This window comes from Butyricimonas hominis (genome assembly GCF_014287455.1).
Taxonomy (GTDB): Bacteria; Bacteroidota; Bacteroidia; order Bacteroidales; family Marinifilaceae; genus Butyricimonas; species Butyricimonas muris.
Window position 1 is genome coordinate 235,354 of sequence record NZ_JACOOH010000001.1, and the last position, 14,824, is coordinate 250,177.

The following is a 14,824-nucleotide window of genomic DNA, read 5'->3' on the forward strand; positions in this document are numbered from 1 at the left end:
CGAAAAGCTCCTGCCAATCGCCGTTTTTCTCAAATGTTATGCAAAGATAGCCAAATTCAGTGAATTACGGGCTATGATTGCTTGAATTTATATTTAAGTCCATACTCTTCAAGTTTGCTGTATAGTGTTGTCCTGCCTATGCCGAGCAGTTCTGCGGCGACACTCCGGTTGCCGTTTGCCTGTTTCAACGCACGCAATATCCGCTCCTTATCCTCCGCGTCATTGCGCAAGGCGAAGCTGACAGTAGAGGTCGGTTTCGTCACGGCAAGTTCCAGATGCTCTTTCATGACAACACCTTCCTGCGCCTGCAATACAGCACCCATAACTTTCTGCCGAAGTTCCCGCACGTTGCCCGGCCATGCGTGTGTCAGCAACGCTTTACGTGCTTCGGAACTGAACCCGCTCACGCTACACTCCAGCTCTCTGTTTGCCATATCACGGAAGAACTCTGCCAGCGGCATAATGTCTTCTTGACAGTCACGCAACGGAGGAACGGTTATCCCGAAGTCGTGCAGGCGGTACAGAAGATCCTGCCGAAAACGCTTTTCATTCACCGATACCTCCAAATCTTCATTGGTAGCAGCGATGATGCGGACATTGAAATTCCGGTCTGCCTTGTCTCCGACCGGGCGATACCGCCTCTCCTGTATGGCACGGAGCAACATCTGTTGGGTTTCCAACGCGAGGTTTCCTACCTCGTCCAGAAACAACGTGCCGCCTTCCGCCTCATGGAAATATCCTTTCTTGGCATTGTCCGCACCTGTAAATGCACCTTTGACGTGTCCGAAGAAAGCCGACGGTGCAAGCTCTTTGGAGAGTGAACCGCAGTCCACCGCCACAAATGGCTTGCCTGCACGTTTGCTCTTGTCATGCAACAGGTGGGCAATATGCTCCTTGCCCGTGCCGTTCTCACCAAATATCATCACGCTCATATCGGTGGCGGCTACCAGCCTTATGCGGTGCATGATTTTCTGAAAGGCGGAACCTTCACAGGCGAATATAGGCATACGGCGTTGTCCTGCCTGACGTTCTTTCAGTATGGAACGGATCAGGGGGACAAGTTTATCCTCCACAAGCTGTTTGGGAATATAGTCTATCGAGCCGAGTTTCATGCTTTCCACGGCGGTATTAACTTCGGCGTAGTCGGTCATAATGATGAAGGGCTGCATCTTTCCCTCCTTTCGCATCCAGCACAAAAGGTCTATGCCACTGCCGTCAGGCAGACGCAGGTCGGCAACCACGATATCATTATCTGTTGCCTGTTGCAGATGTTTCTTCGCGGTTGAGAGGTGGTAAGCCTTCATATTGCGGTAGCCCTCCCGTGACAGCATATTGCAGACATATTCGCAATACACGATGTTGTCTTCCACCACAATTATTTTTGTCTTATTCATCTTCGTATTTTCTCCTTTCCTCTTCTGCCAACCGTATTATTTCCACTCCCTTATCCAGCACGGCAGTCACGGCATGGCTTAACGCTTCACCATCCGGGAGAGCATCGCCACGAAGCAATCCGTAAAGTACATTCAGCGGTTGGTCGGCACGGAGCACCTCCCACGAACTGCGCAGGTGGTGGATCAGGGAATCCAGCTTTTGCAGGTCTTTTTCTTTTGCTGCATCCCGTACCGCCTGCATTTCCTTTTCTGTTTCAGTTATCAACTTTTCCAGCATGACGGCTTCATTGCCATAGGACAATAAGGCGGAAAAGTCCGGTTTCCCGTCCGGTGTCGCTTTTATGGCACACCTGTCGGAAACCTCCATCAGTTCCGATATGGAGAACGGTTTGAACAGGCATCCGGCAAAGCCTTTTGCCAATAGTTCCCCTTTGTTACAACTGCCCGAAGCGGTTGCCACAACCACCGGGATTGTTGGTGAATTGCCCACGTTGGACGAACGCAACAGTTCCAGCAATTCGAAACCGTTTATATCGGGCATATTCAAGTCTGTCAGCAACAGGCTGTATTCTTTCTGGCGTATCATTTCCATCAGTGCCGCAGCATCGGTGCAAGTGTCGCAGTGTATTCCTTCTTGGGAATACATCTCTTTCAGCATCAGAAGTAATACCTCATCATTGTCAATGGCGACAACATCATGGAATTTATTGTTATGATAAACAGGTGTATTGCTTGTATATCCAAGCTGTTCTTCAGCTTCCTGCATAGAAATTTCAACTGTGAAACGACTGCCTTTCCCTTTCTTGCTGTCTAAACGGATTGTTCCGCCAAGCATCGACACAATATTACGCATTATGGCAAGCCCAAGCCCGAAACCCTCCTTTGCGGCGGCATTTGATAGACGTTCAAACGCACCGAACGCTTGTTTCTGTTCCTCTTCTGTCATGCCTGTACCTGTATCTTCAACGACCAGTGTCAGAACTCCATTATCATATTCAGTAATCAAAGAAACACCGCCTTCTTCTGTGAACTTGACAGCGTTTGACAGCAGGTTATTCCCGATTTGTATTATTCGCTCTTTGTCGGTCAATACAATGGCATCGTGTCCAGTCTTCACGGACAAGGACAGCCCTTTGTTCACGGCAACAGGCATGAACTCCGTTTCAAGTGTGTGCGTGATTGCTGAAATCCGGCAGGGTGACAGACGGGGCTGTTCCTTGCCGTTGTCCAGGCGGAAGAAGTCAAGCAAAGTGTTAAGCATATCCCGCATACGGTCGGAGGATTGCAGTATGTTTTGGATATACTGCCCGGACTTATCCTCACACTGTTCTTTCCGTATCAGTCCGGCATAGCCTGTTATTGCTGTCAGCGGTGTGCGCAGTTCATGGGTGATAGTATGTACCGCCTTCTTCCTTGACGTTATCAGTGCCTCGTTCCGTTGTACGGATTGTTCCAGTTGCCTTATCAAATCAGTTGTCTTGTGCTTGTATTGTTTAATGCTTTTTGCATCACGATGTATGATGATGTAGGAAATTAACAACAATAGAAGAACGAATCCCATTAAACCGCCTACTTGCATAAATGACTTTTCACGCATGGCAACTATTTCGTTTTCCCGGCTTTGCAGTTCGGTTTGTACCTTTTCTTCTATTTGGCAAATCAATTCTTGCAGTTGTCTGTTAAGTTCTGCATTACGAGCTGCAAGGCTGTCGGCTTGTTCCGACAATTGGCGATCCTGCACTTTCTGTTCGCTGATTACGTTTCTATTGACCGAATGAAGGATAGTGGTTGATACTGCTGGAGTTACTTCCTTTTTTTTGCCGAATATGCCTAAGAAACCTTTTCGTTTTGGCTTTTTGGACTGTTCCTGCACACTTTTCTGTACAATAACCGGAATTTGATTGGCTATCTTCTTGTTAATAGATTGTTGTTCATCCATTAACCGGACTATCTGGAACATCTGTCGTTCCTTATCCTCTAAAAGACTGCGCACACTATCGATGCGCTCTGCTGGATAGGTGGCCTTGAAACGGCAGAGCATACTGTCCATTGCCATACGCCGTGCATGGTAATGCTCGATATCTTTATCGTTCCATTCCAGTATTGTTTCACCCAATAGAGAAAATTTTATCATTTGAATATTGATATTGTTTATTTCTTTTCGGAGCTCGTCTATTTTTTTATTGCCAAGTTCTAATGCTTCTATCTCCTGCCATTCATAGAGGCTATTATATGCCATACATCCGATAAGAATGGAGATAAGTATATATCCCAACCGTATTGCCTTATAGAAATTTCCTGACCGCTCCATTATTTTAATGACATTGATTTTTGGAACATGAATAAAAGTTTATCTTTTTCGTTCATGCGGATATTATCAGAATAACCGTCTTTTGTTATTTGATACCCACATGGCTTAACCATAAAAATGCCTAAGCCCTTAGTGTACGAACTTACTTCTGAGGCATAGTCTTTACTTGTATTTAATGGAACTTTCCCTTTAATATGACACCACTCATTATTACAACTGATGTCTTCAATCTCAGACATCAGTTTTTGCAAATCTGTAATAGCTTTGGAACTCGCTACTTGGGGTATCTGCAACTCAAAACAGAGCATCGGTTCGAGAATGTCCACACCTGACTGTTGCAAAGCCAGCCTGAAGACATAAGGGGTCAGCTGTCTGAAATCAGCAGGTGTACTTACCGGGCTATAATACTCGGCTTGAGTAAAAGTTACTTTCAGATCTGTCACTTCCCATCCATGTAAACCAGATTGGCAAGACATACGAATCCCTTCAAAAACGGCATTTTGAAAAGAATGGTTCAGATAACCATAGGAGATGTCACTTTCGATTTGCAACCCTGCCCCTAACGGTAAGGGTTCAAGAGTCAGCCCTATTGTGGCCCAGTAAGGGTTGGGTGGTACTTCGATCTGAATAATCTTATTGACCTTTTTTATAGGTCGTTCTTTGTAGATAGTCTTGATCTCATCAAAATGGACCTTTACGGAAAATCGTTCTTCCAGCAATGTCTGTATGATTTCCTTTTGGGTCAAACCATATAACGAGATTTCCAATTCATCACTATATGAGTTTATGGAAAAGGACAAAGACGGGTCTTCAATCCACAATGTATTCAGAGCGGATATCACCTTGCTTCTCTCTTCGGGCTTATTTGGCCGGACGGAGGATTTGAGAGCGGGATGCTGATGAGATAATCCTTGAATCAAACAAGGTTTAGCACCTAAATAATCTCCGATTCGAAAATCTTCTATATCTTCTACAATCGCGATATCATTGGCACCCACTTCATCAACATTTATCTCTCTGCCCTGATAAATAGTCTTTAGATTTTTAATCTTGATGAATTTTTCCGAATCGTTGATTCTTACAACGTCTCGAAGTCTCAGACTTCCGTCAATTATTTTAAGAAAACTTCTTTTATGCCCTTTGGGGTCATGCTCTATCTTATAGAGATAAGCTGAAAGTCTGTTTGAGACTGATGCCGGAGGAAGTATAAAAGAAGAAATGGCGTCCAACAACTCATTGATACCGATATTGAACATTGCTGATCCATGTAGCACCGGATAGACTTTGGCTTTTGCCACAAGAGCGATTATCGTATTCCAATAATCAGCCGGTGAAATTTCGCTATCCGCCAAATATCGTTCTAATATATCGTCGTCATGGTTGCATACAAATTCTTTGTATTCTTCCTTTATATATGTTTGGGAGCAAACCGGATAAACCGATCCATCGACAACAGTTTGCATAAACAGGACATCTTGCGACAGATTTGTTTTTATATCCATATACAAACGCTCCAAATTCACACCGGCACGGTCAATCTTATTGATAAATATAATTGTCGGGATTTGCAGCTTTTGTAAAGTACTGAACAGCAACTTTGTCTGCGCTTGTATGCCTTCCTTTGCGGATAAGATGAGGACTGCTCCATCAAGCATTTTGAATGTCCGCTCCACTTCCGCAATAAAATCCATGTGTCCCGGAGTGTCAATGATATTGCATTTCACTCCATTCCAGATAATAGATGTCGTAGAAGCCCGGACAGTAATTCCTCTACGTTTCTCTATATCCATAGAGTCCGTTATGGTGTCACCATTATCCACACGGCCGCACTTTTCCGTTGCTCCACTGGCAAACAGCAGATTCTCGGTTACGGAAGTTTTTCCTGCATCAATGTGAGCAAGAATTCCTAAATTTATAATATTCATTTGGATTAAGCAATAATATACTACAGTAGATGCATTGTCGAAACGCACCTTTTAATACCTCCTCGTAGCATATGAGAACTACAGGATTACTAACTCGTATTAATATGTATATTATTACTGCCGCATAACGATTACAAAATTACACAAAAAAATATATCTAACAAAAGTGGGAGGATTTTTTAACTTTTTACCATAGACATTTTATTAGGGAAGCGTAGGTTCAACTGGCAAGTACAAATAAGTAGAAATGTTTGAACAACACCGTTTTAGGAAGTTGAAAAATCAAGTTTCTCTCTCGGTATAGCGTTTATTTTGGCCAATATCTTCTTTAGTTTAGCATTTGTGTATTTCCCATTCGTGTTCTATTTAGCTCCTTATTATGAGTATGTAGCAAGTTACTTATCAAATTCAGCCTCTTTGAGGGTCAAATATGGTTTTGCAAATGGTGACTGACAAGACATAAACAAGGTCAGCAGGAATTTTTTACATAAATGGACATGAATGTATATAACCTAAAATAAGAATAAATTTTAATAAGGGCTGCCCAAAAAGAAAAAAATGCAGTTGCCATCCTATAGATACTTGCAGAAAGGATAAAATTTACTTTTAGACCTTTTGGGATAGCCCTTATTAATACTTCAGATAAAATTCCTTAGGTTATATTTTCAATCCTTTGGACCGGGTTTCCTCCTTGGCATACAGTCCCGGACGCCCGATTATGACATGGTTGGCAACGATACTATCCGCCGGACTGCGTATCTGCGGCGGTGCATTTTCGGGATATTGCGCCTGCCTGTTCCTCACATCTTCCGCTTCCGGCTTGAGCTGTTGCCCTTCATTCTCCTTTTCTGCGACTTCGGGCGTGGGTGGCGCAAGCTCCAGCTGAATTTTTCGGTCAAGGGCGGCAAGTTCGGACTTCAACTGCTTCAGCTCGTCCTCCTTCTTCCACACCTTACCCGCTATCTCCTGTAACTGCGGTATCTCCATCTCCAGCACCTCGTTCTTCGCCTTGTACTGGTCGATGATGGAGGGTATCCTCTCCATCGCGTTGAGGAAGTTGCGGGCGGCGGCCAACGGGTCAGCCATCGCCAGATGCCCGTTGTTGTAGGTGTACTTGTAGTTCCCCTCGACCACGAAGCGGTTGTCGGTGAACTCCAATCCCTCTTTGAGTATCCTTTCGCTCACCACCTTTATCGGAAAACCGTAAAGTTCACCGACCTGCGTGTACAACCCTCCGGTCGTGGCATTCTTGGCTATCTCCTGCAAACGCTTTCCGATGACCTTCTCATCGGCGGAATCCACTCCGTCCACCTTTATTATATTAAGGCGGTTGCCCTCCTTGTCGGTCTGCACCACCGACAGGAAGCGGTTCCAGTCCTCCGTCATGGCATCTATGAAAGCCGTGTTGTTGCGCAACTCGCCGGTCTTTGACTCCAGCTTGAACTCCGAATCACGCTTGCCCTTGTTGAACGACTTGCGTTCCCCTTCGAGCGATGCGATCCGCTTTTCCAGTTTCGCCTTGTCCAACAGGTCGGTATTGCCGGAGAGCAACGCCATGTATTCCGAGAAATTCATGCCCGATTTTTCGTCCATTGCCCCCTCGTCGATGGTACGCGCACCCATCGCACCGCTTTTGAGCTGGCTTATGAAAGTCTGCTTGCAGTGCAGGAGGTTGAACTTGTAGCTGTCCAGTGACTTCTCCACCGCGTAGATGATTACATCCACGTTGTTCCCGGCGAAATGTTTGGCAATCTCATTACCTGCCCTAACTCCGCGTCCGTCACGCTGTTGCAAGTCGGACGGTCGCCACGGCGTATCGAGATGATGGATAGCCACACACCGTTTCTGGGCGTTCACACCCGTTCCGAGCATAGAGGTAGAGCCGAACAGCACACGCACCGTCCCGGCGTTCATGGCGTCTATCACCGCCTTCCGCGCCTTGTCGGTCTTGCACTCCTGAATGAAGCGCACCTCGCTTGGCGGTATACCGTAGTCCTCCGTCAGTTTGCGCTTGATTTCCGAATAGACGTTCCACCCGTCGCCCGGCTGGTATGTCCCCAAATCAGAGAAAACGAACTGCGTGCCTTTCTGGGCGTCGTATTTTTGATAATACTCCGCGATCATCTTGGCACAGTGACTCGCTTTGTTGTCGGGATGATCTTCGTAATTCGGGTCTATCATGCGCATGTCGAGTGCCATTTTCCGGGCATAGTCCGTGGCGATGAGCATCTTCGCCTTTTCTTCCGTTTCCGAAAGCGGCAGCCTGCCCAACAAGGTGGCATCGCCCGTCTTGGCGAACTGCATCAGTTTCTGTATGAAGTCCTCCTGTTCCGGCGTGGGCGGTATATGGTGCAGTATCTCGTTCTTGGCAGGACGGTCAACGCCCACATCCTCCGCCGTGCGGTAGTCCGTGATTTCATTATAGAAGGCGGCAAGCTCCGGCACTTTGATGAAGTAGCGGAAACGCTCCTTCTGGACCACATTGTTCGTCACGTTAAATTCAAAATCCGTCGTCTTCTTGGCAAATATCGCCGCCCAAGCGTCGAAACACCTTATGTCCTGCCGTTCCAGCTCCTTCGGGCGCAGGTACTTGAACAGCAGGTACAATTCAGTCAGTGAGTTGCTGATAGTCGTGCCGGAGAGGAAGGTCGCACCCAAGTCTTTTCCTGTGCGCTCCTGTATGGTGCGTATGGCAAAGAGCATGTTAAGTGCCTTCTGGCTTCCCTCGCTGTTTCCCAATCCCGCCACACGGTCGTGGCGCGTGTTGAAAGTCAGATTCTTGAACTGGTGGCTCTCATCTATGAAGATGTGGTCGATGCCCATCTGCTTGAAATCCACCACGTCGTCCGTGCGTGACTTTATGGCGTGTTCCACCTTCTCCAGCTTCGCTTCAAGGTTGTGCTTGCGCTTCTCCAATCCTTTCAGCATCGCCCGCGACACGTTCTTTCCCTGCTGCCGTAGCACTTCGAGGTTTTCCTCCACCGTGTCAAGCTCTGCTTGCAGGATGCGCTGCTGCAATTCCGGCGACTGCGGTATCTTGCCGAACTGGTCGTGCGACATGATGACGCAATCGTAGTCGTTGTTCTTTATATTATTGAAGAAGCGCACACGGTTGGCGGTCGAAAAGTCCTTCTCCGAAGCGTACAGAATACGTGCGTTGGGATATGCCGCCTGATAGGTGGCTGCAATCTCCGCAACGTTGGCTTTCAGCCCGATAATCATCGGCTTGTGTGCCAAATTCAGACGCTTCATCTCATGCGCGGCGATGCACATTATCAGCGTCTTACCGGTTCCCACCTCGTGGTCGCAAATTCCGCCGCCGTTCTGTTTCAACATCCAGACGCAATCCATCTGTGAGGGATAGACGCTCTTGATACCCCGGCTTGCCAGCCCTTTCAGGTTGAGGTCGGGAAAGGTCTGATGGGAGCCGTCGTAGCGCGGGCGCACGAAACAGTTGAACTTGCGGTTATACATCGTCACAAGCCGCTCCTTGAACTGCGGCGACTGCTCTTCGAGCCATTCGGAGAAGCCGTTTCGTATCTCGTCAATCTTGGCGTTGGCGAGTTGTATTCCCTCGCTGTCGCGCATCTTGATGTCGTTGCCATGCTCGTCCTTGCCGATGGACTTCATCATGTCAGGGCAGGTGTTGTGCAGGGCGTGTTTTAGGAGGTGCATACCGTCATAGTTCCGGTAATACCCCTTCACCAGAAACTCGTCCGTGATTTTCATGGTGCGGTAGCCGCACACCACCGAAAACTCGTCCATGCTTGCGGAATAGGCGATTTTCACCTCCGTGTCGAACAGCCGGCTCATGTAGGCGGCATAGACACCCGTCGGAATCCAGCGTTCCCCGAAATTGAAGTCCAGATCCTCGAAGGCGATGCGCTGCGGCTCGGCATCTTTCAGAGCCTCCAACGCCTGCTTCACCTCCGGCATACGCTCATTTTCGGGATTGTCACCCATCCATGCCTCTATGCGTTCCGCTTTCTCTATGACATTTCCGGCGATGAAACGGTCTTTGATTTCGTAACCGGTCACGAGCGGATTGTAGTAGATGCGCCCTTGCAGGGCAGTGAGCAAATCCTCCGCCGTGCTGTCGGTTATCTCCCGCATATAGTCGAGATTGACCGTACCATATTTGTTGAGCGACGCAGACAGGGCTTCTTCGGGAGAGCCTACGTTGGCATGGCTCTCCACCGCGAAGGAAACAGGATGCTCGAAGATGTCCGCCTTGACGAACTTTCCGTTTTCCATCCGTTCCAGCGAAAGGATGTCGCGCCCGCCCGCATCCATCATCACTAACTTCACGTTCTGCTTGGCGTTGAGGTTGCCGTAGCGCATGACAAACTCATCGTAACAGGTATTCAGATGCTCTCGCCACGGAACATTTGCCTCGCGCCGGAGCGATTCATAACGGTACAGACGCTCGTAGGCGTCACGCAGCGACACATACAACAACGCCTTTTCCTTCTGGTATCCTTTCAGGTCGAGCGGCTGGAATGTCGCCCCGTATGGCGTGATGTCTTTCAGGTAGCCGATGTTATGACGCCCCCGGTCAGCCACCAGCGACCCTTCGCGCAGGTGCATCTCCGGCGTGCGGTGGTAGGCACGCGGAGAAAGGTCCACGACTTCCTCCTTCGGCTTTTCCGCTTCGATGTCGGGGAAAAGGAAAGTCCCCACCGCTTCCGATGGGGTATCTGTAACGGCAGGTGCGGCGACTGCCTCCGGCTGTGTTTCCTCCTGTCGTGGCTGCTCACGGGAAGTTTCCGGCACGGCTTTCACTTCCGTCTTTTCCGCCACTTGTTTCTCGTTATGCTGCCTTGCCAGTTCCCGAAGTTCTTTCCTACGCTCCGGCGTCAAACCCATCATCATTTCATAGAAACCGTTGATGGGAGGATTGGTATCCCAGTCCAGTGTGGCATAGATGTCGTCCGGGTCGGCAGGCTTGGCGGTGTTCTCCGCTTTCACCTCCTTATTCTCCATTGCGGGTTTTGCAGTTGGAGCTGTCGGTGTAACCGTGACTTTCGGTTTGGGCGGAGTGGACTTTGCCGTAACTGCCTTTTTCACCGTCTTTTTCTTTTTGGAGGTTTTCGGTTGGCTGACCTCTTCCGTCATCCCCCAGAGGTCAAGCAGGGTGAGCTGCACGCCTGCGGAATATTGCGGGCGCGGTTCTATCTCCGGCTTTTCATCTGCGGGTTGCGGCTTTTCTGTCGGAGTTTCCACCGTCTGCGCCGAGGATACTGTTTCCAATTTTATGGCAGGACGCTCTACTTTATTTTGAACGGCAACTTTTTCTTCCGTTCCTGCCTGCCGGATTGAACCCGAATACAAGCGCATGGCAAGCCTGTAATGGAAATCCTCGTCGAGCATACGGCGCAAATCCCCGGCGATGCCTGCTGCCTTGCCCTCGTGCAGATAAACCATAGCGGGCTTCCCGTAGGGGTCTGTGTCAAGTTTCGCCATCGTATGCACGATGCGTTCCGGGTGGTGGATGAAATAGGCGTTGTCGGTCAGGGCGGTTTTCGTGTCCGTCTGTATCACGGTCATCAGCCGCTCGTCCTGCGACATTTCCTTCTTGCTGAGGTTCTTTTGCAGGACAATCAGGTCACTGCCCACCTCCGTGCCCGCGTTGTCCGTGAACAGGTTGTTGGGCAGGCGTATCGCGGATACCAGATTGGCCTGACTGAACAGCTCGTTACGCACGGAGGTCTTGGTGCTATTCAATACCCCTTGCGAGGTGATGAACGCCACGATACCGCCGTCACGCACGGCATCCAGTCCTTTGAGAAAGAAATAGTTGTGGATGGTTTTCTGGGCGGAGCGTCTGCCGAAAGAGTCGCTCCGCTGAAACTCCGCGTCGAACACGGCAATGTCACCGAACGGAATGTTGGACACCGCCAAGTCGAAATAATTGTTGAACGGTCTTTCGATTTTCTCAAAACCGCAGGTGCGCATTTTCTGGTCGGGATAGAGATGCCTCAAGATTGTACCCGTGAGCAGATCCTTCTCGAAAGCCATCACATCCGCATTGGGGCTGTGCCGCAGCATGGAATCCACGAACACGCCGACACCTGCCGACGGTTCGAGCATACGGGCGGGGCGGACGCTGTAATCTGCCAGCACGTCCGCGATGGTGTCGGTTATCTCTTTGGGGGTGTAGAAAGCGGTCAGCACGGACGCTTTCAGCGAATCCACAAACCGCTTGTACTCTGTTTCGTCCTTGCTGTTCTCACGGATAAGCCTGTGCAGCTCCACCGTCGGGGCGAACAGTTCGAGGTCGGATTTCGCCCACCGGACGGCATCCGTCAGTTCCTTTGCAGGGTTGAGGATACATTTCAGACCGCCGAAACCGCAGTACCTTTGAAGTATGGCACGCTCTTCGGTTGTCGCTGTCCTATTTTCCCTGTCAAGGATGAATGCCGTCCGTATCGCCTCGATGTTGTCCCGCAGTTTCTGTTTGCGGTTAAACGCCATATTCGTCTAAGTAAAGGACGGTTGCTCCCGTCAGCTCCGTGTAGAGCAGGTCGTAATCGGAAGACAGGGCGAAATTGTCATCCGAGAGGTCATAGACGGAGAACACGTTGCCGACAAGCGGCAGCAGTTTCAGGACAAAGGCTTCACGCTTCTCTTCCGGCACTTCATCGGCAAACTCGTTTTCCACGACTTCGCGGAGGATGGCGTAACGGGAATAATGCAGCCCGCGCAGCAGCGTGTCCATCGCCAGTTCCTGCGCACCATCGGCGGGATAGCCTTCAAGCCGTGCCCTCTCATACGTTTCGGCGGCACGGTCGGCCCGTTCCCGTATGAAAGCGGTGTCGTCAGCCTGTTCAAACTTGTTCGTGCGGAGATAGTCCAGCAGGTACAGACCGTAATAGGAAAAGTCGGTCTGACCCTCGTTTTTCTTCTTGTTGTTCATTACTTTGGATTTAGCGGATTGATAATTAACGGGATAATCGGTTGGAAAAAGGAAGAAAAAGGCACTCGGTATCCCTCCGAGTGCCACCACTAAATCCAAAGTATGAGTGTAATCCGGTATCGAAGAACAATTCATTACTCTGAACAAGTGGCAAAGTTAATACTATTTCTTCCGTCCTGAAAATTTCTTGTCCTTTTTAGCCTCCGGGAACACAAAAGTCGTGTTATATTCCCCGTCAAAGGCGACAACAGCATCGAAACTCTTGCCCTGTTTGCTCTTGAACCCTTTGAGCAGCTTGGTATGCCCTTCGGTGAGCAGGTCTTTGATTTCATCGTCGGACAGGGTGCGTCCCGCTTTCAGCCGGAACACGGGCAGTCCGCACTCCGTGTTGTCGCAGCGTACCACCTTGCCGTAGAACCGCATCCTGCCCGTGCCACACTTGGGACACGCGCAGCCGGAGTCACGGCTGCCGAAGAGCTTGTCGCACGAGATCAGTTCGGAGGTTATCTCACGTGTGTACGCCTCTATCTCCTTGCGGAAGGTGTCGTCGGACAGTTCCCCGCGCTCGATACGCGCCAGCTCCTTTTCCCATTCGCCCGTCATGGCAACATCGGCGATGCGCATCGTCTTGACGACGGAATTGAGGGCAAGTCCTTTTTCGGTGGGAACAAGCGACTTCTTGCAGCGTTCCATGTAACCGCGCTTGAAAAGCGTTTCGATGATGGAGGCGCGTGTGGCGGGAGTACCGATGCCACAGTCCTTCATCGCCTGCCGCAGTGCGTCGTCCTCAATTTCCTTGCCCGCCGTTTCCATTGCCGAGAGCAGGGTGGCTTCGGTATGCAGCGGCTTGGGTTTGGTCTTTCCTTCGGTAATGGACGAGCCTTTCGGTGTCAGCGTGTCGCCTTCCTGCCAGCCGGGGATGGTAATTTCCTCTTTTTCCTCGCCATAGACGGCACGCCATCCGGTTTGCTTCACGACGCTGCCTTTTACGGTAAACTCCACTCCGGCACATTCCGCCGTGACAGTGGTCACATCCTTGACGCATTTCTCAGAGAATGCCTCGACCATGCGCCCGGCAATCATCTGATAGATGGTATTGTCCTCTTTGGAGAGGAAGAGCGGTTTCTCACCCGTGACGAGCAGGGCATGGTGGTCTGTCACCTTGCCGTCGTCCACGCTGCGGCGTGTCGGGGCGGCTTTTGCCCGCACCTTGTCTTTCCATTCGGGCTGTGTGCCGATGAAAGCGAGCAGTTTGGGAATTTCGGCAAACACGTCTTCGGGGATGTAGCGGCTTCCCGTTCTCGGATAGGTTATCAACTTCTTTTCGTAGAGTTTCTGCGCGATTTCAAGCGTCTGTTCCGCCGTGAAGCCGTGCTTGGCGTTGGCTTCTTTCTGGAGCGTGGTCAGGTCGTAGAGCAAGGGAGTTTCCTCCGTCTTCTCCTTGCGCTCGGCTTTCGTGACAGTGGCGCAACCTGCCGCCTTTACCTTATTATATAGTTCCATCGCCGGTTCTTTCTCTTTCCATTTCTCGGAGGATGAGAATTTCACGACTTCGCCGTCGCAACCGTCCGTTGCGATATGGAGCTGCCAGAATGCTTCGGACGTAAAGCGGCGGTTCTCCCAGTAGCGTTCACATACCATAGCCAACGTTGGTGTCTGCACCCGCCCCACGGAATACGTGCCGTGTCCGGCGGCGATGGATAACGCCTGTGTGCCGTTGATGCCCACGAGCCAGTCGGATTCGCTCCGCGCTTTGGCGGCGAGGTAGAGGTTGTCGTATTTGCTGCCGTCTTCGAGTTTCCGCAGTCCCTCGCGGATAGCTTTGTCGGTGAGAGAGCTGATCCACAGGCGCACGAAAGGAGTGGTGCAACCCGTATAGTGGTAGAGGTAGCGGAAGATAAGCTCTCCCTCGCGTCCGGCATCGGTCGCCACGATGATATGTTCGCTTGTGTCGAACAGTCTTTTGATGACTTTTATCTGCGACACCACGCCGCTGTCGGGCTTGTAACCTTTCTCCGTCCTGACCTGACGGGGGACGAGCGTGAATGTGTCGGGAATAATCGGGAGGTTGTCACGGACAAATCCGCGCACGCCGTAGCCGTCGGGCATGGCAAGCTGAACGAGGTGTCCGAATGCCCATGTCACGGCATAACCGCCTCCCTCGAAATATCCTTCCTCTCTCTTTGTCGCGCCCACGATGCGGGCGATTTCACGTGCCACGGAGGGCTTTTCTGCAATGATTGTCTTCATGTCTTCTTCTTTTTTGTTGATACTTTGG

Annotated in this window: 6 protein-coding genes; all 6 read right to left on the minus strand. The window is 50.1% G+C overall.

The window, feature by feature from the left end; all coding sequences use genetic code 11:
- Nucleotides 1–71: 71 nt before the first annotated feature.
- On the minus strand, nt 72–1,394 hold the full coding sequence (locus H8S64_RS00955; RefSeq protein ID WP_186974598.1) for a sigma-54-dependent transcriptional regulator: 1,323 nt from the start codon (nt 1,392–1,394) through the stop codon (nt 72–74).
- The gene (locus tag H8S64_RS00960) at nt 1,387–3,705 is read right to left on the minus strand and encodes a hybrid sensor histidine kinase/response regulator (RefSeq protein ID WP_004291467.1); all 2,319 of its coding nucleotides are present in this window, start codon (nt 3,703–3,705) and stop codon (nt 1,387–1,389) included. The genes H8S64_RS00955 and H8S64_RS00960 overlap by 8 nt, the downstream gene beginning before the upstream one ends.
- Nucleotides 3,705–5,630 (minus strand): tetracycline resistance ribosomal protection protein Tet(Q), encoded by a 1,926-nt coding sequence (gene tet(Q) / locus H8S64_RS00965; RefSeq protein WP_004291466.1) that lies wholly within the window; start codon nt 5,628–5,630, stop codon nt 3,705–3,707. The genes H8S64_RS00960 and tet(Q) overlap by 1 nt, the downstream gene beginning before the upstream one ends.
- A gap of 657 nt (nt 5,631–6,287) precedes the next feature.
- Entirely contained in the window at nt 6,288–12,104 is a 5,817-nt protein-coding gene (locus H8S64_RS00970; protein WP_004291462.1) for a helicase-like domain-containing protein, read from the minus strand.
- Nucleotides 12,094–12,681, minus strand: coding sequence for a DUF1896 domain-containing protein (locus H8S64_RS00975; RefSeq protein WP_004291461.1), 588 nt, complete (start codon nt 12,679–12,681; stop codon nt 12,094–12,096). The genes H8S64_RS00970 and H8S64_RS00975 overlap by 11 nt, the downstream gene beginning before the upstream one ends.
- 27 nt (nt 12,682–12,708) lie before the next feature.
- Complete coding sequence (locus tag H8S64_RS00980) at nt 12,709–14,796, minus strand: type IA DNA topoisomerase (protein WP_004291456.1); 2,088 nt, start codon at nt 14,794–14,796, stop codon at nt 12,709–12,711.
- Nucleotides 14,797–14,824: the final 28 nt, after the last annotated feature.